Origin of the sequence: Shouchella clausii (assembly GCF_002250115.1) — a bacterium.
GTDB lineage: Bacteria > Bacillota > Bacilli > Bacillales > Bacillaceae_D > Shouchella > Shouchella clausii.
Genome location: NZ_CP019985.1, coordinates 4,244,341 through 4,268,167 on the forward strand (window position 1 = coordinate 4,244,341; position 23,827 = coordinate 4,268,167).

The 23,827-nt window shown below is 44.8% G+C and carries 18 protein-coding genes; 3 read left to right on the forward strand and 15 right to left on the reverse strand.

The window, feature by feature from the left end:
* Window positions 1–4 precede the first annotated feature (4 nt).
* The 15 genes from BC8716_RS20910 to nagA form a co-directional block, all read right to left on the reverse strand.
* On the reverse strand, window positions 5–1,777 hold the full coding sequence (locus BC8716_RS20910) for an IS1182 family transposase (protein WP_322500140.1): 1,773 nt from the start codon (window positions 1,775–1,777) through the stop codon (window positions 5–7).
* A 157-nt stretch (window positions 1,778–1,934) separates the two neighbouring features.
* The gene (locus BC8716_RS20915; protein WP_094429324.1) at window positions 1,935–3,137 is read right to left on the reverse strand and encodes an aminotransferase-like domain-containing protein; all 1,203 of its coding nucleotides are present in this window, start codon (window positions 3,135–3,137) and stop codon (window positions 1,935–1,937) included.
* A 166-nt stretch (window positions 3,138–3,303) separates the two neighbouring features.
* Window positions 3,304–5,118 (reverse strand): ABC transporter ATP-binding protein, encoded by a 1,815-nt coding sequence (locus tag BC8716_RS20920; RefSeq protein WP_094428817.1) that lies wholly within the window; start codon window positions 5,116–5,118, stop codon window positions 3,304–3,306.
* A 14-nt stretch (window positions 5,119–5,132) separates the two neighbouring features.
* Window positions 5,133–6,881 carry an ABC transporter ATP-binding protein gene (locus BC8716_RS20925; protein ID WP_094428819.1) on the reverse strand — a complete coding sequence of 583 codons (1,749 nt, stop codon included), beginning with the start codon at window positions 6,879–6,881 and terminating at the stop codon, window positions 5,133–5,135.
* Between the two features lie 184 nt (window positions 6,882–7,065).
* Window positions 7,066–8,457, reverse strand: a complete 1,392-nt coding sequence (locus tag BC8716_RS20930; protein WP_094428821.1) for a SpoVR family protein — start codon at window positions 8,455–8,457, stop codon at window positions 7,066–7,068.
* 104 nt (window positions 8,458–8,561) lie between these two features.
* Complete coding sequence (locus tag BC8716_RS20935; RefSeq protein WP_094428823.1) at window positions 8,562–10,301, reverse strand: phospho-sugar mutase; 1,740 nt, start codon at window positions 10,299–10,301, stop codon at window positions 8,562–8,564.
* A 77-nt stretch (window positions 10,302–10,378) separates the two neighbouring features.
* A complete protein-coding gene (locus BC8716_RS20940) occupies window positions 10,379–12,013 on the reverse strand; it encodes a glycerol-3-phosphate dehydrogenase/oxidase (protein WP_169715980.1) in 1,635 nt (544 codons plus the stop codon).
* 38 nt (window positions 12,014–12,051) lie between these two features.
* Window positions 12,052–12,750 carry a DNA/RNA nuclease SfsA gene (gene sfsA / locus BC8716_RS20945; protein WP_063608296.1) on the reverse strand — a complete coding sequence of 233 codons (699 nt, stop codon included), beginning with the start codon at window positions 12,748–12,750 and terminating at the stop codon, window positions 12,052–12,054.
* Between the two features lie 58 nt (window positions 12,751–12,808).
* Entirely contained in the window at window positions 12,809–14,347 is a 1,539-nt protein-coding gene (locus BC8716_RS20950) for a bifunctional GNAT family N-acetyltransferase/carbon-nitrogen hydrolase family protein (protein WP_063608295.1), read from the reverse strand.
* Window positions 14,348–14,967: 620 nt separating this feature from the next.
* Complete coding sequence (locus BC8716_RS20960) at window positions 14,968–15,699, reverse strand: glycerophosphodiester phosphodiesterase (RefSeq protein ID WP_094428829.1); 732 nt, start codon at window positions 15,697–15,699, stop codon at window positions 14,968–14,970.
* A gap of 61 nt (window positions 15,700–15,760) precedes the next feature.
* On the reverse strand, window positions 15,761–16,396 hold the full coding sequence (locus BC8716_RS20965) for a fumarylacetoacetate hydrolase family protein (protein ID WP_035204453.1): 636 nt from the start codon (window positions 16,394–16,396) through the stop codon (window positions 15,761–15,763).
* Between the two features lie 49 nt (window positions 16,397–16,445).
* Window positions 16,446–17,618 (reverse strand): pyridoxal phosphate-dependent aminotransferase, encoded by a 1,173-nt coding sequence (locus tag BC8716_RS20970; protein ID WP_094429325.1) that lies wholly within the window; start codon window positions 17,616–17,618, stop codon window positions 16,446–16,448.
* A gap of 18 nt (window positions 17,619–17,636) precedes the next feature.
* Window positions 17,637–18,380, reverse strand: a complete 744-nt coding sequence (nfsA, locus tag BC8716_RS20975; protein ID WP_257392268.1) for an oxygen-insensitive NADPH nitroreductase — start codon at window positions 18,378–18,380, stop codon at window positions 17,637–17,639.
* A gap of 166 nt (window positions 18,381–18,546) precedes the next feature.
* Window positions 18,547–19,290 carry a glucosamine-6-phosphate deaminase gene (gene nagB, locus BC8716_RS20980; RefSeq protein WP_094428831.1) on the reverse strand — a complete coding sequence of 248 codons (744 nt, stop codon included), beginning with the start codon at window positions 19,288–19,290 and terminating at the stop codon, window positions 18,547–18,549.
* Entirely contained in the window at window positions 19,287–20,474 is a 1,188-nt protein-coding gene (gene nagA, locus BC8716_RS20985; RefSeq protein ID WP_094428833.1) for an N-acetylglucosamine-6-phosphate deacetylase, read from the reverse strand. Before nagA ends, nagB begins: the two co-directional genes overlap by 4 nt.
* Window positions 20,475–20,608: 134 nt before the next feature.
* Between nagA and BC8716_RS20990 the strand changes: the two genes are divergently transcribed.
* The 3 genes from BC8716_RS20990 (at window position 20,609) to BC8716_RS21000 (ending at window position 23,765) form a co-directional block, all read left to right on the forward strand.
* The gene (locus BC8716_RS20990) at window positions 20,609–21,331 is read left to right on the forward strand and encodes a GntR family transcriptional regulator (protein ID WP_094428835.1); all 723 of its coding nucleotides are present in this window, start codon (window positions 20,609–20,611) and stop codon (window positions 21,329–21,331) included.
* 208 nt (window positions 21,332–21,539) lie between these two features.
* A complete protein-coding gene (gene argH / locus BC8716_RS20995) occupies window positions 21,540–23,036 on the forward strand; it encodes an argininosuccinate lyase (RefSeq protein WP_157730508.1) in 1,497 nt (498 codons plus the stop codon).
* Window positions 23,037–23,060: 24 nt separating this feature from the next.
* On the forward strand, window positions 23,061–23,765 hold the full coding sequence (locus tag BC8716_RS21000) for a GntR family transcriptional regulator (protein ID WP_169715981.1): 705 nt from the start codon (window positions 23,061–23,063) through the stop codon (window positions 23,763–23,765).
* The last annotated feature ends 62 nt before the right edge of the window (window positions 23,766–23,827 follow it).

Consider the following 23,827-nt stretch of genomic DNA (forward strand, 5'->3'; position numbering starts at 1 on the left):
AAAATTATTCAGATTGATAGAAAACGCTTGTCAGCTTCAGATGAACTACAAAGGATGCGAGCGTTTGCCAAAAGACAGGGGTTGTCCCAAAAGCCTTTAAAATGAAGAAGGGGAGTCGAGATTTGAGTTGATCTCGACTCCCCTTTTTTTGATGGGTCGTTGTTTTGAGTGAATAATGGCAGGCCTTGCCCGCCATTTTCCTCAGATTGAGGGCCAATCCCAGCCAACCAAGCTCCACCGTCACCTTCTCCAACCCGCGAAGATGGAATCGTCGAAACCCGAGATTTTGTTTGGCATGCCCAAATACACTCTCGACGTCCGTTTTTCTTTGCGCGTAGAGTGTGGCTCCCCTTTCACTATGCAGTTTGGCCGCTTCTTTGGCTTTGAGTTCCTCGTAGACGGGGTTGTAATGGATTTGGCGATTCCCCTTGGCCTTCGTACAGTCCGCTTTGAACGGACACCCCTCACAGGACTCGCATTCGTAAATCTTAAAGTCGCGCTTGAATCCATAGCGATCGGTACGGCGGCGATAGGCTTTAAAGGCGACCTTCCGGTTGTTTGGGCACCAATAGACATCCTCGTGTTCGTCATACCACCAGTTATACGGATGGTAGGTCTGCTTTGGGAATGATCGTTTTTGCTCTTGGCGATAGGTGATGTAGGGAATGAGCGATGTGACCGTTTCTTGCTCTTCCATGTAAAGATAATTGCTTTCACTTCCGTAGCCTGCATCGGCAATGAACCAGTTTGGCAGAGGCAGACCTGTCGCTTTAAGGTGCTCATAATGCGGGATCAAACAACGGATATCGGTTGGGTGTTGGTGAACCGTGTAGTGAAGAATGAATTGGTTTTGCGTCGCCACTTGCCAGTTATACCCTGCCTTGAGTTGCCCATTGTTCATGTGATCGTCTTTCATCCGCATGAACGTGGCATCTGGGTCGGTTTTAGAAAAGCTGTTGCGCTCGCCAAAGAGACCCATCTGTTCTTCGTATTTTTCCAAACGAGGAAGATGGTCTTTCGTTAAGCTTCGATAGGCCTTTCGTAGTGGCTTGCTCGCTTCTTTGTGGGCCCGTTTTTCTTCTTTGGATGGGGCTTCTGCGATGGCTTGGTCCAGCGCATCCAGTTCCTTTTCCACCTTTGTGACGACGTCTTGAAGACGTTTGCGGCTGATTCGTTGCCGTTCAAACGTGGCGTCCTCCTGCTTTAAGGTTTCGGTATCCAACGTAATCGCTTCTTGAATGGCCTCTAACGTTTTATCGATTTTCATTTGAAGCTTCTCTTCGTGGGAAAGCGTGCTCTTTTTCCAAACGAACGAGTATTTATTGGCGTTCGCTTCGATTTTGGTGCCATCGAGAAAATAGGCCTCCATGTCGACATAGCCTTCTTCGATCAGAAGATGCGTCATTTCGGTATACAGGCCTTCCATCAACGATTGGAAACGTTCTGAGCGAAAGCGATTGATCGTCCGAAAGTTTGGGGCTTGTCCAGCAGCGAGCCACATCATCGGCAGGTTTTCTTTGAGGGCTTGTCCCATGGCTCGGCACGAGAACCAACGTTGCGTATACGCATATAGGACAATCTTTGTCATCATTTTCGGATGATAGGCAGGTCTGCCCCCACCTTCATACGCACGAACAAAGAAATCGTCATCCAACCCATCCACCACGTCACTGACCACACGCGCGACATGATGTTCGGGGATAAGATCGGAAAAATCCATAGGCAGATAGAGTTGATTCATGGTATACTCTTGGAAAGTGACCTTTGGGTTACGCAAAAAAATCGCCTGCTTTCGTTTGAATTTTGGTAGTGGTACCTTCATTTTAAACGATGAGGCGATTTTTTTGTGCTTTTTTATCCAAATGTAAAAAAGCCACCCCAAAAGGTCATTTATCTATGACCTTTTGGGACAGCTCCTTTTGCTAAGCGATTAGTTAGTTCAATAGCAATGACTGCTCTTTCGCTTCTTCAAAAATGCCGAGCATAATGCTCATACCTTTTTCAATTTCTGCATCAGTTGCATGAGTGAAGTTAAGGCGCAGTGTATTTAATTGGGGTGCTCCTGCATAAAAAGGCCTTCCTGGTACATAGGCCATTCCCTTTTCTACAGCGCGTGGCAGCAAAGCTTCTGTATTAATGTGCGGTTCTGCCTCTACCCATAGGAACATGCCGCCTTCTGGTTCGATAAACTGGATCGAGCCGCGCTCTTTCGCCTCTTGCAAACAATTAACCATAACATTCTTCCGGTGTCCATACAACTCACTAATGTTGTGGATATGACCATCAAAATCGAAGTCGCGACATAGATGGTAAAGTGCCTGATGCCCAATCGAGTTGGAGTGCAAGTCATTGGCCTGTTTCGCTTGCGCCATCATGCGAATAATTTGGTATGGGCCCGTTATCCAACCGGTTCGTAAAGCAGGTACGGCCGTTTTGGAAAACGTACTCGTATACAACACATGGGATCCATCATCAAGAGCCGCAATTGGCGTATAGCCCCCTGGAGTAAATTGGATGTCGCCGTATGGATCGTCTTCAAAAACAAGGACATGGTGCTTACGCGCTAAGCCCACTAATTCTTTGCGCCGCTCAAGCGTCCAAACACGGCCTGTCGGGTTTGAAAATGTTGGAACTACATAAATGACTTTAGGCTTATATTCTTTTATTTTTCGAACTAAATCGTCCATCATCATTCCGTCTGCATCACATTTAACAGGAATAATTGTCGCTTCGTAAGACTGAAAAACTTGCAATGCCGCTAAATAAGTTGGCTCTTCCGTAAATATAACGTCCCCTGGCCCAATCATCACCCGGGAAAATAAATCGATTGCCTGCTGCGAACCAGTCGTCAATAACATCTCATCAGCAGTTAAGCCTGTTATGCCTTTTTTCTCCATCCGTTCAAGAATCACTTCGCGCAAAGGCAGATACCCTTCTGTTTCTCCGTATTGCAATGCCTTATTTCCACTCGCAAACACGCGGCTAAATGCTTCTTCAATCGCCTTTAGCGGAAATAAGCCATCATCTGGCAAGCCTCCTGCAAAGGAAATGACGTCCCCTCGGTTCACCACTTTTAAGATGTCTCGAACAGCTGATGACTTCAAATGGCGGACCCTTTGTGCAAATGCATACTTCATCTCTAACACCCCGGTATCTCTTAGTCTTTTTCTCTTTTTTTTTCGTCCACTCACAAAAAAATCTGATTAATTGAATGACTTCTATTCTACTCCTCCTTTGACAAAAAAGTCAATCAATTTATGTGTTGAAAAAAACTTTCCTCCGGCAAAGGAGGAAAGCTTCTTTTTAATCCTTGATTGCGGCATATTGGGACTTGACAAGTCCAAAATAGGTCCCTTTCTTTTCCATCAGCTGGTCATGGGTACCTTGTTCAATCACATTGCCATGTTCAAGGACAATGATGTTGTCGGCATCACGAATCGTTGAGAGGCGATGGGCAATCATGATCGCCGTTCTGCCTGCCAACAGCGTTTTAAGCCCGTTTTGGATTTTCACTTCGGTTTCTGTATCAATGCTAGCGGTAGCCTCATCCAAAATTAAAATGCGCGGATCGGCAATTAACGCCCGGGCAAAGGAAAGTAATTGCCGTTCTCCTACAGATAGCACATTCCCTTGTTCTTCGACTTCAGTTTGGTAGCCTTGTTCCAACTTTTCAATAAAGGAATGGGCTCCAATTGCTTTTGCTGCTGCTATAATTTCTTCGTCTGTTGCTGAAGGATTGCCAAAGCGAATGTTATCCATGATTGTGCCTGCGAAAATAAATGTGTCTTGGAGGACGTAACTGACATGTTTGCGCAAATCGGCAAGACGAATGTCTTTTAAATCAACGCCATCTAAGTAAATTTCCCCTGAAGTTGGATCATAAAAACGGCTCATCAAGTTGACAATCGTAGACTTGCCAGAACCGGTATGGCCGACAAGAGCGACTGTCGTGCCGGCATGAAAGGTGAGGTCAACGCCGTTTAATGCCCGACGTTTGCCGTCGTAAGAAAACTCGACATCTTTAAAGACGATTTCTCCTTTTATGTCCGTAAGCGGCTTCGCATCTAGCTTATCTTCGACATTCGGCTTTTCATCAAGAAATTCAAAAATCCGCTCGCTCGAAGCCATACCGACAAGAAGCTGGTTGTACACTTGCCCTAAACGGGAAATTGGCTCCCAAAACATGCCAATGTAAAAAGCAAAAGATACAAACACACCTAATTCTAATGTACTAGCATCACTTTGGATCAAAAACGCGCCATACCAAATTAATATCGCTCCTCCAAGTGCGCTTGCCATTTCAACAAACGGCCGGAACAATGCGTTCATGCGTGTAGCCTGGCGCCAGCTCTCATAGTTTTGGCTGTTCACTTCGTCAAAGAAATCCATGTTTTCATGTTCTTGTGCATAGGCTTGTGTCACGCGAATTCCTTGAATGCTCTCATTCAAATGGGAATTCAGCCTAGATTGGCGCAAACGCACGGTTTGCCAAGCGCGGCGAATTTGCCGGCGCAGTTTCGTAGAAATAAAAAACATAATCGGCAAAACGATGAGAATGACAACCGCAAGTTCTGGGCTGAGCGAAAATAATATGACGACAATCCCAACGAGCATGACCGCATCCATCAATAAATTAATAACGCCGTTTGTAAACAAATCTTGGAGAGAATTGACATCATTGATTACTCTTACAAGAATCGAGCCAGCTGAACGCTGGTCATAAAACCGATGGGACAAATGCTGGATATGGTCAAACAGCTTTTTGCGAATGTCAAAAATAACATGCTGGCCAAGCTGATTCGTCCAGCGGATACGGAAAAGATTGGCTATATAGGCGAATAGATACAAGCTTAAAACAATGCCTGCATAAAGCACCATATCAGCGGTGGTCGCTAACCCTTTTTCCAGCCTGTCGACAGCGAATACGCCGATAAATATTGGAACAATCAGCCGCACTGCCGTCGCCAGCAGCATAACAAAAATCGTTTTTGGCAACAGGCTTTTTGCGTAAGGCGCCAAAAACGAAAATAGACGCGTCATTTGTTTCCAGTTAAAGGGTTTTTCAATAATTTCCTCAGTTGAATAGTGAAAACGAGTTTTCCTTCTTGCCTGTTCCATGCCTGGTCACATCCTTACGCTTGTTGCAGCACATATTGTTGATCTTGGTTTTGGATATCGTAAATCCGCCTGTATAGCCCTTCTTCCTGTAGAAGGCTTTCGTGATCTCCGTCTTGAACAATGTTCCCATCTTCAAGAACGAGAATCTTGTCACAATGCTTTACAGATGATATCCGATGGGCAATGACAAACGTTGTCCGCCCTTCCATTATTTCTTTTAGCGCTTGCTGGATTTTCATTTCTGTTTGCATATCAACAGCGCTGGTCGCATCGTCTAGGATTAGAATGCTCGGGTTTAAGATCATAGCCCTGGCAATGGCGATCCGCTGCTTTTGCCCTCCAGAAAGACCGAGGCCCCGTTCGCCGAGAATCGTGTCGTATCCGTCTGGAAGCGAGCTAATAAAGTCATGTGCATCTGCACGCTTAGCTGCCGCTACAATCTCTTCCATCGGAACATCAGGGTTTCCATAGGCAAGGTTGTCACGGATAGAAGAAGAGAACAAAAACGTTTGTTGAAGCACGAGGCCGATGTTGCTCCGCAGTTCCTTTACGTCATAATCTTCTACCGGTTTGCCGTCAATGAGAATATCACCCGCTGTTTTTTCATAAAAGCGCATGATAAGCTGGATAATGCTTGATTTTCCTGAGCCTGTTGCGCCGACAAGCCCGATTGTCGACCCTTTAGGTGCATGGAAAGAGATGTCCGTGAGCGCATTTTTGGCTTTGTTGTTATAGCGTAACTCGACGTTTTTGAAAACGACATCGCCCTCAAGCTTCGCATACGAGCTTGTTTGCTCTACTCCGTTTTTCCGCTCCTCTTCATCCAGTATTTCAAGCAAACGTTCTCCTGACGCTTTTGACTGTGAAAACGTGTTGATAATAAATCCAAGGTTCATAATCGGACCAATAATAAACCATACAAGGCTAAAGAAAGCCGTTAATTCGCCAGCTGTCAATTGGCCTTGTACCGCTAAATAACCGCCGAAACCAAGAAGCAGCACAGCAGACGTATTGCCGATGAATTCCATTAACGGAAAATACGTTCCCCATACATTAGCGACTTCTACGTTTTTTGCACGGTAATCGTCATTTTGTTTATGGAAACGGCTTTTTTCTGTGTCTTCCTGGGCAAGAGCTTTGACCGTATGCATGCCGCTTACATTCTCTTGCACTTTTGTGTTGAGCGAAGCAAGGGATTTACGGACACGACGAAATCCCGGGTGTACCCGTTTATCAAACTTGTAAACAACGACACTTAAAAACGGCAATGTCACCATTGTCACAATTGTCAAGGGGACTGAATAGTAAAACATAACGATCAGCGAAAAGCCGACAAGCAGGACAAAGTTGACAAGCTGGGCGCAGCCAAACGAAAGAAAAAAGCGGAATGCTTCCACGTCCGCTGTTAGCCTTGACATCAAATCGCCGGTTTTAGCATTGTCGTAATAAGTAAATGGAAGGAATTGCAATTTTTTATAAAGCGCTTTCCGAAGACGATAAACAGCCCGTACGCCAAACAAATCACCAAAATATTGGTTGATGTACGTGGCGATTCCCTTTACTGCCATGATTAAAATCAAACCGATCGCCAAGTAAGGGATAATGCCGTATTCGCCGCCGCTAATACCAACATCAATGGCGATTTGCAAAACGACCGGATAAACAACCGTGATCGCTGTCACAAAAAACAATGCGATCAATGAAAACACGAAAAACCTTTTATCTGGAAGATAAAACGTTGCCAGACGCCTAAAAGTCTCCACCGTTACACCACCTCTTAAATTCAATGCTTAGAATTACGAAATACCGTAGAGTCGTAAAATCTATCTTACTCTGAAACGAATCGACCGTCAATTAATATATCGATCATTTTGAAATTTTTTTGTTTGTCTATGTAACATAAAGACATTCGCTTACGTTGCACAAAAAAAGGGCTGTCTGCTGCCCCTATAAATACTTGCGGTGCATTTTGCCGCCGTCGTAAATAAAAACGATCTGCTTTTCATTAATTTCTGTTTCCAAATGAACCGTGCGGCCCCATAGTTGATATAGATAAGGAAGGACTCTCTCCAAATGGCCAACATCAAGTTCAATTCCTTCAAAACGATGTGTAATATAAAGCTCACCATTTTTTAAGTAATCGCCATCCGTCACCACTAGGTACGGAAACCCGCCATTGACCCGCGATTGAGTAATGTGGTCGCGTACGCCTTCCCAAGCTTTGTCGACAATCTTATAGTCAGAACCTTGTTTTTGGAACAAGTACATGTCTTCCCGGTGGACGAGCTCTTTTGTTAAATAGTTGCGGATAAAGGATGTATCCGATTCAATTTCACGGACTTCAAAGATTTTTTCTCGCCCGCTCCCTGGCTTAATCCCTTGTTTGCGCTGCATTTCCTCTGTTGGCTCGTTGTAGCGTTGTTCAATATCCTCAAAAATTTTCAACCCTAAGTAATAAGGATTAATGGATGTTTTCGATGGCTGGACAACAGCAGCGTTCAACTTCGCAAATTCAACTGCCTCTTCGCTCGTTAAATCCATCTCTCTAATAATTCGTGCATGCCAAAAAGAGGCCCAGCCTTCATTCATGATTTTCGTTTCCAATTGCGGCCAGAAATAAAGCATTTCTTCGCGCATCATTGTCAAAATATCACGCTGCCAAGGTTCCAATTCCCTGCTATGGTGTTCGATAAAACGGAGCACATCTTTTTCAGGGCTTTCAGGAAAACGTTTCTTTTTTGGAGGTGCTTCCTTTTTAGGCTGCTCTTCTAAATTCCACAAATCCTCGTATTCAGAAGCCCGTGGCTTTTCAAATGTCAAGTCGCTGCTCTCTACTGGCTTGACAAGCCCAGGGTCAATATGTTCTTGAATCGCCAAAACGGCATCAAGAAAATTTTCAACTTGCTCCTTGCCATGAATATGTTCATAGTGGGCAACCCGTTCGGCGGTTGCACTCATGCTCTCTACCATATCGCGCCGTGTATTAGAAAAGCGAATGTTGTTTTTGAAAAAGTCGCAATGGGCCAACACATGGGCGACGATAAGCTTATTTTGGATCAAACTATTGCTGTCTAATAAAAAGGCATAGCATGGATCAGAATTAATAACGAGCTCATAAATTTTGCTTAACCCTAAATCATACTGGAGCTTCATTTTGTGGTATTGCTTGCCAAACGACCAATGGTTATACCGTGTTGGCATTCCATAAGCACCGAATGTGTAGATGATATCCGCTGGGCAAATTTCATAGCGCATTTCATAAAAATCAAGGCCAAACCCTTTAGCAATTTCAGTAATCTCTTCAATCGCATATTGCAGTTCTTTCCAATTGTTAGACAACGCGCTCCCTCCTTCGCTGTCTTCCTATTCTATGAACAGCAGCGGGGGAACATGAACGAAGAAAAAGCCCTTAGCGTACAGCAAGCCTGTACGCAAGGGCAATGTTAAGAAATAAAAGCTTCCATATAAGACATGACCGCTTGTTGCAACTGATTCAGTTTTTGTTCACTCTCTCCATTGCTTGAACCGACAACACCAAAATAGAACTTCACTTTAGGTTCTGTTCCAGAAGGACGCACACAGAACCACGAGCCGTCCTCAAGTGTGTACTTCAGTACATTTGATGCTGGCAATTCAATCGCTGTCCGTTCTCCTGTTGCAGTGGCAAGCGCTTGTCTCGATTCAAAATCTTCAACTGTTGTAATGAGCCTGCTAGCCATATGTGTCGGCGCTTCTTGACGGAGAGAGGCAAGAATAGAAGCAATTTTTTCTGCCCCTTCTTTTCCTTTTAACGTTAATGATTGCAACCCTTCACGGTAATAGCCATACTTGCGGTAGACTTGCTGCAATGCTTCATAAACCGTCATGCCTTTACGCTTATAATGGAGTGCCAACTCAGCAGCAAACAGGCAAGCTTGAATAGCATCTTTATCGCGGACGAAATCACCTATTAAATAGCCATAGCTTTCTTCATAGCCGAACAAAAATGTATGTTCACCGGAACGTTCATATTCGCCCATCTTTTCGCCGATAAACTTGAAGCCTGTTAATGTATCAATCGTTGTCAGCCCGTAAGCGTCAGCAACTGCTCGGCCTAGTTCAGACGTGACAATCGTCTTGAGGACTACGCCATTTTGCGGAAGAGTCCCCTTTTGCTGGCGTGTTTCGAGAAGATAGTCAAGCAAAAGCGCGCCCGTTTGATTTCCAGTCAAGACAATGTAGTTCCCCTCGTCATCTTTCACTGCAAGCCCTACACGGTCTGCATCCGGGTCTGTAGCAAGCAAAAGGTCTGCCCCTTGGCGCTCCCCATACTCCATCGCCAATGTAAAGGCTGCATGTTCCTCTGGGTTTGGTGAAGAAACAGTTGAAAAATCAGGATCAGGTTGCTCTTGTTCAGCGACCACTGTAACGTTTGTAAACCCGCTCTCCTTTAGGGCGCGCCTAACCGCAATATTCGCTGTGCCATGGAGCGGTGTAAACACAATAGCCAACTCATCGCCATAATTCTTGTCCATTTCAGGCTGAAGCAAAATCGTCTTCAATTGTTCGTTATAAGCATCGTCCATTTCAGTAGAGATGAGCTCGTATAACTGTGCTGCTTTCAATTCTTCTTCATCGCCAACTTCAATAGCCAATTCGTCTTCGATTGATTGCACGCAAGCGACAAGCTCTTCTGCAGGGGCAGGCGGAAATTGGCAGCCATCTGCGCCGTATACTTTAAAGCCATTATACTCAGGCGGGTTATGAGAAGCGGTAATCACAATGCCTGCTTCAGCCCCGAGATAACGGACGGCAAACGACAATTCGGGCGTCGGCCGCAAACTTTCAAAAACGTACGCTTTAATGCCATGAGCGCCTAACGTGATTGCTGCTTCATGAGCAAACTTTGCCGACTTATGGCGGGAATCAAAAGCGATCGCCACTCCTTTGCTTTTTGCCTTCTCGCCTCGTTTTTCAATAAAGCGGGCCAATCCTTCGGCTGCTTTTCGAACAGTATATGTATTCATCCGGTTTGGTCCTGGCCCGATTTCCCCACGCATGCCTCCTGTTCCAAAGGCAAGTTCCCGGTAAAAACAATCTTCAAGCGCCTTATCATTATCCAAAATGGCGTCCAATTGTTGACGCACATCTGGTTCTAATTGTGCAAATTGGTTCCAGCGTTCCACTTTCTCCGCAATATTCAAAAGAGTCCCTCCCATAAAAACTGCTCTACGCTATCATTTTACACAGCATTCCCTTGGTTTGCCAGCAAAAAAACGACTTACCTGCTTGCAGGCTTGATCAAGGCATCCAATTCTAATCGGTATTGCGCTTCCTGCTCCTCGCTCCAATTAAAGCGATCACGCATGTAGCGAAAAACCGCTTCTTGGACATGTAACGCTTCTGTTTTATTAAAGTAGAACATCGCCGTGCGCCTGACTAAAAAGTCTGCGGGCGTAACCGCCATTTCTTCTTCAATCGAAAACAGCAGCTGCGCAAAAATAACCGGCGGCAACCCAAATAGACGCGCTTGTTTTTTATAAGACCAAAAGCGTGCATAAATGGCCCCTACATTCGAACCATACATATCAACTAATTCTTGTGCCTTTTCTCTGCTAATTCCATACTGCACCCCTTCAGCGAGGCGCTTTTCTTTATAATTGTCAAATTGGTCAACGCTGCCTGCATAGCCGCCAGAAAGGGTGACTGTATCCGTTTCGCACGGAGAAAAAGGACCTGCTTTTTTGGCGATACGGTCAAGAATTTGCTTGGCCAATAAACGATAACCAGTAGTGTGCCCACATACTACGGTTACAAGGCCTGAAGCAGATTCAAACCAATCATTTTTCCTGATCGCTTCATGCTTTTTTTTGTTTGTTTCAATCACAATTGGCCGCTTTACATGCCATGAGGCTTCAATATCATCGGGTGTGATCTGTGCTTGCTGAAACGTCTGATTGATTTTCGCCAACATGACCTCTCGTTCGTTTTTGTCCCTTTCATCGCTGTTTGTCAAAGACAACACGACTTTCTTGCCCCTTGGCGCCAGACTAATCAGCTTTTTGTCGTCCAATTCCAAATAAACAACTTGGTCAATCGCAAGCAGCTCTTTTGGAATGACCATATAAGCATCAGTCATATAGCCAATCGTCTTTGCCGACATAGACCGGTCTTGCTCCCGAAGAGTATCTGCCTCAATCCCTGTCGCGTTAATAATCTTTTTAGCGAACACTTTATAAGCTTCGCCAGTCAACTGATCGATTGCCACCACACCGACAGCTTTCCCATTTTCATAGAGAAATGTCTCTGCTTTCATATAATTGAGCGCCATTGCTCCCCTTCTAGTTGCTTCTTTTAATAAGTCAAAAACGAGCCGTGCATCGTCACGCCAAAATTCATGATAGAGAACAGCCCCTTTGATCGATTTGTCAGAGAGCAAAGGCGCAAGGCGATTCAGTTCCTTTTTAGATAAATGTTTGCGCTTTTCCTTTCTTGCTAAGTCTGATATACGTTCAACTACCTTTGAACCGAAAGAATGCCTGCCAAACATGCTGACTTTAAAAGCAGGAAGCAGCAAAGGAAGCTGTTTCATTAAATGCGGGGCATTTTCATGTAAAATCAAGCGCTCTTTGACATATTCTCCGTGCCATTTCATGTCAAGCTGGTGGGCCTGCCTACTCTCATTATGGAAAAGGGTTGACCAGGCACCTGAAGAACCTGAAGCAAAATCGGCTCGTTCAATTAAAACAGTCTTCATACCCCTGACTACTGCATCAAGGGCAATGCCCGCTCCTGCAACCCCTCCACCGATTACTAGTAAATCGAAGGCGTCCCCTTCCAGCTGCTGTATATACTCACCCCGCAATTCACTTGAAAAAGAATGAACCATCGACAACTCCCCAATCTGTTTGCTCACTTTCCTTATCATAGCATTTTTTCACAATAACAGAGAAGTCAGACGATAACCGGAATCCGATTTTTTAAACAAATGTTCTGTTTGGATAGTTCCGTGCTCACGGCGCTAATGAACACGCCTTTATCGTTTGCCTCCTTAATCGCTTTGGCAAAATCGGGGTCTATGCTGCTTTCCATTTCCACTGTGCTAATGTTGCTATGTTGAGAGACAAACAGAATCGCGCTCTCATACTCGGGCAACAAATTCAAAGCAGTCAATTCCCGTACATGTTTTGCGCCCCTTTTCGTGACGGCATCTGGAAAAAACCCTTTGCTGCCGCGAGCAAGCGTTACACTCTTTACTTCAAGCACCAGCGTCCGTCCGTTTTTCGAAAGCAAAAAATCAAAGCGCGATTTACCTATTGTTGCTTCTCTTTTTTCTAGCTGCCAGCCACTAAATGCTTCAAGCGAATGGGAGGCTAGCGCCTCTTCTACTAATTGGTTGGCAAAAGTCGTTTTCAATGAAACAAGGTCACCGCCAGGCGTCTCACATAGCACAGCTGTCCACGCCGTTTTTCGTAACGGGTCAACAGCAGGCTCCGCCCAAATGACGGCGCCTTCTACTAACAATTCACGCAAACGTCCTGGATCAGGCAAATGGGCCAGGACGCTTTCCCCTGTGTCAGCCCGCTTTAACTCGACAACAAAACGATTGGGGCGATGAATGAACTGCATTTTCGTTAATGGCGGCAAGCGCATTGTGATTCTTCCTTTCTATTAAGACACATTCGATCATGTCTGTTCAGTCTGCTTTCACTTACTGTTTGTAAACGACATGATAAATGTCATCACGGCGGTCACGTAATTGATTAACGCTGCCAGAACGGCGGTGGCGCCGCAAAATTTCCAAATCAACGTCTCCTACTACGACGGTTTCAATATTAGGGCTGCACTCCCCTACGATGCCGTCGCGGGGAAACGTGAAATCAGACGGCGTGAAAATGCCAGACTGGGCATACTGGATATCCATATTGGCCACATCAGAAAGATTGCCGACTGTGCCAGAAATGACGGTGTAAATTTGGTTTTCAATCGCCCGTGCCTGGGAACAGTAGCGGACACGCAAATAGCCTTGGCGGTCATCTGTACAAAATGGCGAAAAGATGATGTTCGCCCCTTTGTCAGTAGCAATACGGGCCAATTCTGGAAACTCAATGTCATAACAAATTTGAATGGCAATTTTGCCACAATCTGTGTCAAATACTTTTACTTCGTCGCCGCCGCTAATTCCCCAAAAAAGCCGTTCGTTTGGGGTAATATGGAGTTTATATTGTTTTTCAATCGTACCATCACGGCGGAACAAATAGCTGATATTATAAATTTTCCCTTCTTCTTCTACGTAATGGGACCCGCCGATTATATTGACGTTGTAGCGAACAGCAAGCGTCGTAAACAGTGCAATATAATCCTCTGTAAACTCCGTTAAACGGCGAATCGCCTGGCTTGGACTTTTCTCGGGAAGAAAAGATAATAGCTGAAGCGTGAAAATTTCAGGAAAAACAGCAAAATCGGATTGGTAACTAGCTGCTACATCTGCATAATACTCACATTGGACAGCGAAATCATCAAATGAAGCAATTTTTTTCATCTCGTATTGGATCGTCGTAATCCGCACAGGAAAAGACGTTTTAAAACGCCTTTTTGGCGTAGATGGCTGGTAGTCAATATTATTCCATTCCATTAATGTTGCATATTTCATACTCGCTTTGTCATCAGTCAAGTAATTGGCGTTAACACGTTTAAGGGAAAAGCCATTAATAACTTGGAACGTTAAAACCGGGTCATAAATATTATGCATCGTTACTTGGTCTACATATTCCCGTGGTGAGATTTTGTCCGCATATTTGTAGTAGTTTGGGATGCGCCCACCAATAATAATGCTTTTTAAATTTTTTTCCCGGCACAAATCTTTCCGCGCTTCATATAGACGGCGGCCAATTTTCATGCGGCGAAAATCAGGGTGCACCATTACTTCAATCCCGTATAAATTGTAGCCATCAGGATCATGGTTGGTAATATAGCCTTGGTCGGTAATTTCATCCCAAGTGTGCTGGTCGTCGTATTCATCAAAATTGATAATTAAACTAGAACAAGAGCCAATGATTTGCCCATCGTATTCGACGCAAAATTGGCCCTCTGGAAATATGGAAATGTGGCTCTTTAATTCTTCACGGCGCCACGGCTCCATATTTGGAAAGCATAGTTTTGACAAATTTATAATATCGTTAAAATCCTTTTCTTCGATATGGCGAAGAATGATTTTTTTTTCGAACTTAGACACATCAATTTCTTTCATGCTGCTCACACCTTCCTCACTTGAACATGTCAATTCATTCCGTAGTTTACCTCTTTTTCAGCTGTTTGAATAGTGTTTTTCCCCGTTCCGTTAAAGAAGGAAAAGTTTTCAAAAAGTAAAGGTGCGTTGCGAAGTTGTCCTGACATGGTAGTCACAGGATTGGGCCAGATTCTATCATTGCTTTTTAACAAGGCTTAACGCGCAGACGCTGCTAAATCGCCGTAAGAACGATTTGAACTTAATAGAAATTATCGGGCTGCACACTAAAAATGGCTGATTGTTAGGAGGAAACATACACTAGCGAACTAACGAGAGGGAATGATTTTGGCAAAAGGTCAATCCTCCATTTGCCTAAAGGGGATTGCTTGGTTTACGGCTTGTAGTTTGAAAGGGAATTACCGGGAGGACGCCAAGTTTGATAGCTACGTGAACGTGGGTAAGTCCCCGATTCCAGTTGGCGATGAGCAACATTCGACATGCCGGAAACGGGGCTTATTAAAAAATAGATAAAAATGCATTGCAATTGAATGAGCAATCGTCTAATTGAATAGGGCGTTCCTTTGAATAAAGGCTCTAGAGCGCTATAGCTCTCTATGCATTTGCCGTGTCTCTGCTGCTTCCTACAAAAACGTTTCACGCAAATGGAGTGCTCGTGTCGGAAAATCTGTGAAAACGGCTGGACAGCCCCAAGAAAATAGCTTTTTCAAAGTTGTCGTGTCATTGACAGTGAAGGCCCGAACAGCAATATTTGCCTGATTCATTTCTTCAATTAATTCTTTTGATACGTGCATACTATCTAAATGGTAGCCTTTTGCCCCTAACTGCTTCAGATAGCTGGTTGCTTTAAATAAAGGCCCTTTTACAAGTGCTGCCGTTTCAATGAAAGGTAAATGGGCTTGCAACTTTGCTAGCAACATATGGTCAAATGAAGAAACAACAAGACGCTCTTTAAACCGGTTATCGCGAATGAGCGGCAAAATCGCATCAATGACCCGTTCATGCGGCTGGCCGTACCCTTTTATTTCTAGGTTTAAATGGAGCGACGGATAACTCGCTGCCCAGTCGAGCAGTTCAGACAGGAAAGGGATACTTTCTTGTTTTTGGTACGTTTGCTTGGCAGCTGCATTCAATTGTTTCAACTCATTGGCCATGTATTGGCAAACAGGGCCTTGCCCATTGGTTGTTCGGTTGACCGTGCGATCGTGAATTACAACAGGTACATCATCTTTCGTTAATTGGACATCAAATTCAATGCCGTCTGCCCCTGCTTTTGCCGCTTGTTCAAAAGCCTTCATCGTGTTTTCCGGATAAGACCCAGACGCACCACGGTGGGCATAAATTAACGTTTTCATCCATGCACCTCCTTTCCGTTTACGTTCTTCAAAGGTTTGTTTTAAAAACAAAGGGAGGTGTTTATTCTTTACTTTCCATTCTTACAAAAAAAGTCCCCTTTGTTTCTCCTTGACATGCAAGGTTAAATTGATCGCCATCAGCGATTGCCCCGACACCTTCTGGCGTGCCTGTAAAAAGCAAATCGCCCTTTTTTAAACCAAAAGCAAGATGGCATTCTTGGACAATTTCATTAAATGAAAACAACATATTCTCCGTATTGCCTAGCTGGACGACCTCGCCATTTCGTTCGAGAGAAAAGTTGAGGCTTTTGCTTTCTTGTTCACCTGGAAACGGGAAAAATGGCGTTAGGATGGCAGAGTTGCGAAACCCTTTGGCACGGAGCCAAGGGTGCCCTTTTTGCTTTAGCTTGCTTTGCAAGTCTCGCAACGTTAAATCAACACCTATGGCCATCTCCGTGACGACATCATCAAGTGTATCTCCATCCTCCATGTCTTTGGCAATTTTCAATACAATCTCGGCTTCATAATGGATGGCCCCTTTGTCACTTGGATAAAGAAGCGTCCTTCCGTCAGCCAACACAGCTGCGCTTTTAGGTTTGCCAAATAACAACGGTTCCGTCGGCACTTCGTTTCCTAATTCTTTCGCATGGTTGGCATAGTTACGGCCAATGCAATAAATGCTCGCAATTTCCTCCATTCCATCCCCCTCTGTGTCATTACACCGACGACACGGTTTCATTGTCTTATTAAAACAGATTTAAGTTGCCCACTCGTGCGATCGCCTCACGCAATGTCGTTTTGTCAGCGAGGAGCCCGATACGCACATATCCTTCTCCATACTGGCCAAACCCGTTTCCTGGAGCGACGACGAGATGGGCTTTGTCAAGAAGCAGTTCACTAAATTCCTCGGACGTATAGCCTTTTGGTACAGGGAACCAGGCAAAAAACGAACCTGATGGTTGTTCAACTTGCCAGCCAATTTCCTGGGCTGCCTCCCAAAGGGCTTCGCTCCGTTCTTTGTACAGACCAACCAGCTCGTGTACACTGGATTGATCGGATTGCAACGCGCAGGCAGAAGCTGCTTGAAGGCCGCCGAAGAGACTACAATGGTAATGATCTTGCAACTCTTCTAGCATCGCAACGATTTCCTTATTGCCAAGCACGAAACCGACACGCCAGCCTGCCATATTGTACAATTTCGACATAGTAAAAAGCTCTACGCCTACATCCTTTGCCCCCTCTTGCTGCAAAAAGCTGCATGGCGTGCCATTAAACCCGATTGCACCGTAAGCAAAGTCATGAATGACCGCAATACAGTGCGAACGGGCAACAGCGACCGTATCGTCAAAAAAGCGCGCGTCGGCTGTCGCGCCAGTTGGGTTGTTAGGATAATTTAGAAACATCATTTTTGCTTTATCCAACACATCAGAGCCTAGCTCATGATAATCTGGCAGAAATCGGTTGTTCCTTAACAACGGCATTGGTTTCGCTATTGCTCCCGTTATCGCGATGCCTGACAAATAGTCTGGATAGCCTGGATCAGGTACGAGCGCCATGTCCCCCTTATTTAATAAACATTGGCATAACTCAACAATGGCTGTTTTTGTTCCTGGCACAATGGCGACCTCGGTTTCAGGGTCCAACTCCACGCCATACTGCTGTTTGTAATAAGCAGCGATTGCTTCCTTTAAAAACGAATACCCACGAAAAGGGCCGTATCGATGAAACTGCGGCTCGCTGCTTGCCTCACGCAGCGCCTCAACAATAAAGGCAGGAGTCGGCTGATCGTGGTTGCCTTGGCCTAAATTTATGAGATCATTATGTTCTTGAGCCAATCGTTGTGCTTTGTTTACTAATTTCGCAAAAAATTGACTTGGCAGCTGTTCCATCATTTTTGCTTGCTGTATGTCCATTGCCATCCCCCCACTCACTGTCTGTTATTCCTGTTGCAAAAAGCCCTTTTCTTTCAAGAAGGCATCCAAATGAGGCCGCTTCCGTTCCTTTGTGTAAGCCGCCATCGCTGTAGTCCAGCCAGTGGTTCGTTTGCCATTCGTGCGCTCCGCATAATAAGCGCTCATTGTTTCATCATAGACAGAAAGGGCATCTTCCTGATTAATTTGATATGTTTCTTGATGGAGCACAGCTTTTAAAGGCAGGCGCGGCTTTTGCCCAGGTTCACTGTCAGGCTCGCCTATCGCCATGCCCATTACCGGGAATACATATGTAGGCAAATGAAGCAAATCGCTTACTTCCTTTGGTTGATTACGAATTCCGCCAATCATCACACCGCCAAAGCCGAGCGATTCAGCGGCAAGCATAAGATTTTGGGCAAATAAAGCGGCATCAACAGCACCAACGAGAAGTTGCTCCGCCCCACCGACATCAAATGAAACGTGATGCTGTTTGCTGGCACTTGCATGCCGTGAAAAATCTGCGCAAATGACAAAAAACACACTACACTCATTTACCCAACGTTGGCCACCTGTTAAATCGGCGAGTGTTTCTTTACGAGCAGTATCCTCCACAGCTATAACGGAGTACGCTTGTACATGATGGGAGGTCGACGCCCACTGCGCCGAGCTGACAATCGTTTCAATTTGCTCCTTTGTGACGCGCTTATTTGTAAAAGCGCGAATCGACCGATGACTGGTCATAAGCTTTAGCACATCATTGCTTTCCATCTCCACCACCACCTGTTTCATTTTTTTGCTGATAATGGTAGTGTACTAAAAATGCCGAAAAAGAGGAACTATTAGCTGCAGGATCAGCCGATTTTCTTACTAAATCATACAAAAAGAGAACCGTATCAATGTTGCGCCGGTTCTCTTTTCTTAAACCAAAGCTATTCTACAAATGTGCTTTTTGCGTATAAGCGCTTGCCGCTTCTTCGTCGGCAATGACTGTGACATTTGGATGCTTGTTTAATATAGAAGCTGGGAACGCCTCATTGACTTCATTTGAGCGTAACTTGGCGAACGCTTCCGCTTTTGCTTTCCCAGAAATAAGCAACAAGATTTCTTTTGCTTCCATAATCGTTTGAATCCCCATTGTAATCGCTTGTTTCGGCACATCTTTTAAAGTTGGGAAATACCTAGCATTGGCTTGGCGTGTTTCTTCGGCCAACTCGACAACATGGGTTCTGCTCGAAAATGGCGTCCCTGGCTCATTAAAACCGATATGGCCATTGCTGCCGATACCGAGAAGTTGAATGTCAATTCCGCCCGCCTCGGCAATCATGTTTTCATAAGCACGGCATTCTTCTTCAAGGGACGGAGCCATTCCATTTGGCAAATGCGTTTTTTCCTTTGGAATATCGACATGATCAAACAACCGTTGCTTCATATAGTGGCGGTAACTATTTTTATCCTCTGCAGGCAAGCCGACATATTCATCTAAATTGAACGTTTGCACATGTGAAAATGATTGGCCGTTTTCCTTTGCTTTTGCAATCAAAGCGGTATACGTGTTTTCCGGTGTGCCCCCTGTCGCAAGTCCGAGCGTTATTTTTGGAGACTGCTGAATTCGCTCAAACAAGAGTGCTGCTGCTTTTTGGCTCATTTCTTCATAATTTTTTACGTGAATAATATTCATACGTCATCCTCCTTGCCATATGCTTTTTTCCCTAAACAATAGGTGTACAACACATCGCCTTCTTTTGTGAGCACAGTGAAATCGCCATCTTTCCCAGGCGCCAATGACCCTTTTTTCGCGTCAATGCCAATTTTTTTCGCTGGGTTGTAGGAAGCCATTTGCACCGCTTGTTCCAATGAGCAGCCAGTATAAGCAACCATATTTGCTACCGCCTTGTTCATTTGCAAAACAGAACCGGCAAGCGTGCCATCAGAAAGCGTCGCTCTTCCATCGTTTACAGAAACGTCCTGGCCCCCTAAATCATAAGCACCGTCAGGCAACCCTTTTGCCCTCATCGAGTCAGTAATAAGCAGGCACTGATTCGTGCCCTTTGCTTTCCAGGCCAGCTTCACCATTTCTGGATGGATGTGAATGCCGTCAACAATTAACTCAATATCGAGTTCATCAAGGAGTAGCGCTCCGCCAGCTACGCCTGGTTCACGATGATGCAAAGAACGCATGCCATTGTACATATGCGTAACTTGGTTTGCACCTGCTGCAACAGCTTGCTCCATTTCACTATAGACAGCATCTGAATGGCCAATTGACGGATTCGCGCCTTCTGAACGCAAATAGGCTGCCAACTCGCTGCCATTTCGTTTTTCCGGTGCGTAGGTTACTTGTTTAATCATGCCTTCTGCTAAATCGATCCATTTTTTCATGATTGGTACGGATGGTTCTACAATGTATTCGAGAGGCTGTGCGCCTTTTTTCGTTTCATTAATAAAAGGCCCTTCAATATGTAGGCCGACAATTTCTGCTTCTTTATCCGCCCGTCTATAAGCAACTACATTTTCAATCGCGGCTTCAATGTGCTCATGTTTTTGGGTAATGGTTGTCGCAAGAAAGGCAGTCGTCCCTTCGGCTGGCAAATTTGCTGCCATTGTTTGCAACGCATCCTTTGTACGGTCCATTACATCGGCACCATAGCCGCCATGTATGTGCACGTCAACAAAGCCTGGGACAACGACGGCATCAGCTGGAATCGTTATCTGTACTGTATCTTCGTTCTTATAATCGTCGCCGTTGCCAACACCAACCGCGGTAATTTTGCCATTATTGATCGCAAGAAACCCTTTCTCGTATTTACGACACCCTGGTTCCCCTGTGATCAACTGTCCCCCTGTTACAACGATACTTGCCATGCGATCACCTTCCTCGTTTCATCATTCCCTTTGTTTCTTTTAGTATACGCTCTAGTCGTTTAGTTGTCTATACCAATTACAATGAAAAAAAATTATGGTATACTGATTTTATCATATGTTCGGAGGACAAAGGCATGATTGACAAACAGTCTCCTATTCCGATTTATTTTCAAATTGAGGAGCTTATTAAAAAGCAAATTGCCGATGGGATTTTAAAACCAGGCGAAGCGTTGCCATCTGAGCGAGAATTTGCCGACATGTACGGCATTAGCCGCATGACCGTTCGCCAAGGCATTAACAATCTTGTCCAGCAAAAAAAACTATACCGTGAAAAAGGGCGAGGCACATTCGTATCGTGGCCTAAAATTGAACAACCACTCTCTAAAATGACCAGTTTTACAGAAGATATGAAAAGCCGCAACATGGAGCCTGGTTCAAAGTTGCTCTCTTTTAAAACCGCTAAAGCGGATGAACCGATTGCCAAAGTGCTTGCGGTTGAGGAAGGCACCCCTATTTATGCCATTAAACGTGTGCGCCTAGCAGATGAGTTGCCTATTGCCTTGGAACGGACTTATATTGCTTGCGAGCTCGCCCCACATTTAACCGCTGACACATTGAACCATTCGCTTTACTCCTACTTTGAACGGACATGCGGCTATTCAATTTCTGATGCAGAACAGACAATCGCAGCCGTCCTCGCTGACGAAGAAGATGCCCGTTGGCTTACGGTGCCCGTCGGCTCCCCACTTTTGGCGATTCGCCGGCAAACAAGGCTTGAAGACAATCGTGTATTAGAAGCTGTTTATTCCCATTACCGTGGTGATCGCTACCACTTTGTAACGAAAATGGTACGTTGATGTTGTGCAAACGAGACTTGAGGCGCCTGACTCATTAGCAGGCGCCTCCTCTTTATGCCCAAACCACGCATATCTGTCATGATAAAAAATCTCGTTGTTTTTTTCAGAAAAGTATTGACAGTACGATTTGTTGCTGCTAATTTAGAATCAACTACAATTTGTGCGAACATTACAACATACGTACGTATCTGAAAGGCTGGTGATCTCCTTGGTTGGTCGTTTAAAGGAAACTCCCTCACAGGAAATGATTGACTTATTGTTTAAGCCAAGTATTAGCTCCGATTTAAAATATCACTATTCATACTTGCTGAAAATTAACAGCGTCCATTTATTAATGCTAAAATCGGAGGGTATTATCCCTGACGAAGCAGCCCGTAAAATCCACTCCGCCCTCGCCAACTTGCAGGTGACAGGAAAAGAGGCATTGTCGATCAATCCTGCTCTTGAAGATTTATATTTTAATGTGGAAGCTTATATTATCGAGCAAACAGGACCAGAGATAGGTGGACAAATGCACACAGGAAGAAGCCGCAATGATATTTTGGCGACTGTGAGCCGCATGCGAATACGCGAAGAAATGATCGAAATTTACGAACTAGTCTGTACACTAAGGCGGACATTAATTGATTTAGCTACTGAACATACGGCAACATTAATGACTGGTTACACACATTTACAGCCAGCTGAACCGATTACGTTTGCCCATTACCTTTCCGCACTGCTGCACGGATTCGAGCGGGATTTCACACGCCTGTATAACTGTTATGCCCAAATCAACAAAAGCCCGCTTGGTTCTTGCGCCCTTGCCTCAACTACGTTTTCGATTAACCGAAAATTCACGATGGATTTATTAGGATTCACCGATTTGCTTGAAAATTCGCTTGACGGCATCGCCTCTCGAGATTATGCATTAGAAGCACTTTCAGCATTAAGCATATTTAGTAACTCATTAAGCCGCTTCGCACAAGACCTTTACACTTGGTGTTCGTATGAATTTGGTTATCTTGAAGTCGGTCATTCAGTAGCAGTTATTAGCAGCATTATGCCGCAAAAAAAGAACCCAGTTACGCTCGAGCATATTAAAGCGAAGGCTGGACATATTCAAGGCGCACTTGTATCCTCCCTCTCAGTATTAAAGAATACCCTTTATTCGCATTCGCGGGATACAAGCATGGAAAGCATGAAATACACATGGGAAGCGATCAACGAAACGAAAGCAGCCATTCGGCTTATGGTCAAAACCTTACAAACGCTTACCGTTCATAAAGACAATATGGCTGCTACTACTCGCCAAAACTTTAGTACAGTGACTGAGCTAGCAAATGCACTAGTAAGACACTACCACTTTTCGTTCCGCACCGCCCATCATATCGTTGCTGAAATTGTCAACGAGACACTGAATCAAGGGCTGGGATCTGATAAAATAGAAGCAAGTACAGTTGAACGTGCCATCAAACAGGTAACAGCAAAAACGGTTTCTGTCACCAAAGAATTTGTTGAGCAGGCCCTTGATCCGGAGCGAAATATTTCACTTCGGACCGTGCGCGGCGGCTCAGCCCCTGTTGAGGTTGCACGGCAATTACAGCAGCTCGAACAGACACTAGCATCAGATCGCCAAAAAATTAGCGATTTGAAACAGGCTCTGCAATCTGCTGATCAACTATACAAACGCTACGCTGCGGAACTCGAAAGGGGGTCGCAGTAGTATGAATGAGTGAGGCGAGCCGACGTGATTGATGAAGAAAGCAGCATTCCCCTTTATTTGCAATTAAAAGATCTCTTTGTTGAAAAAATAGACAGCGGCGAATGGCAAGAAAATGCGAAGATCCCAGACGAACTTACATTGGCGAGCCAGTATCGGTTAAGCCGCTCAACCGTTCGCCAAGCATTGTTAAAACTCGTTGATGAGGGGCGTTTGACCCGAAAACAAGGAAAAGGGACATTTGTGAATGAGAAAAAAATCCAAACACCTGTGTTTAGTTTTTATTATCCTGAAAAATTCGGAAAAAAACACACCGTTTTGTCAGCTCAGGAAATAGCTTGCTCGGCGACAGTCCAGTCGGCATTGCAACTATTTCCTGGCGAACTTGTCTATGAGCTCATCCGTCTCCGCTATTTTGAGGATGAAGTTGTCGCTGTTGAAACATCTTATTTACCGAGTGCAGCGGTTCCTGGCTTGTTGCAGAAAAATCTTGAAGGCACTCTTTATGAACTATTGATTACTCAGTACAATCTGCAAATCCAAGCATATGACACCACGGTAGAACCGGTAATCCTAACCCAGTTGGAAACCGAACGCCTACAAGTTGAAGGTAACGGACAGCCTGCTTTAAAAATTACAAAAATCGGCTCAACATGGAATAAAAAGCGCTTAATTCTCACGAAAAGCATTTTCAGAGGCGACCGCTGTAAACTCATGTTCCACCATGAATAGAGTCGCCCATCTAAAGCTTTGTTGCAATAGAGCTTTAGATGGCGTTGTTTTTTACAGAATAT

Coding starts and splice junctions, on each gene's coding strand:
- BC8716_RS20960 (WP_094428829.1), bottom strand. CDS start 15,699: ATGAAAACGTTAATTTATGCCCACCGTGGTGCGTCTGGGTCTTATCCG.
- BC8716_RS20965 (WP_035204453.1), bottom strand. CDS start 16,396: ATGGAGGAAATTGCGAGCATTTATTGCATTGGCCGTAACTATGCCAAC.
- BC8716_RS20915 (WP_094429324.1), bottom strand. CDS start 3,137: ATGAAGTATGCATTTGCACAAAGGGTCCGCCATTTGAAGTCATCAGCT.
- BC8716_RS20950 (WP_063608295.1), bottom strand. CDS start 14,347: ATGAAAGAAATTGATGTGTCTAAGTTCGAAAAAAAAATCATTCTTCGC.
- nagA (WP_094428833.1), bottom strand. CDS start 20,474: ATGGCAAGTATCGTTGTAACAGGGGGACAGTTGATCACAGGGGAACCA.
- nfsA (WP_257392268.1), bottom strand. CDS start 18,380: ATGGAAAGCAATGATGTGCTAAAGCTTATGACCAGTCATCGGTCGATT.
- sfsA (WP_063608296.1), bottom strand. CDS start 12,750: ATGCGCTTGCCGCCATTAACGAAAATGCAGTTCATTCATCGCCCCAAT.
- BC8716_RS20970 (WP_094429325.1), bottom strand. CDS start 17,618: ATGGCAATGGACATACAGCAAGCAAAAATGATGGAACAGCTGCCAAGT.
- BC8716_RS20920 (WP_094428817.1), bottom strand. CDS start 5,118: ATGGAACAGGCAAGAAGGAAAACTCGTTTTCACTATTCAACTGAGGAA.
- nagB (WP_094428831.1), bottom strand. CDS start 19,290: ATGAATATTATTCACGTAAAAAATTATGAAGAAATGAGCCAAAAAGCA.
- BC8716_RS20990 (WP_094428835.1), top strand. CDS start 20,609: ATGATTGACAAACAGTCTCCTATTCCGATTTATTTTCAAATTGAGGAG.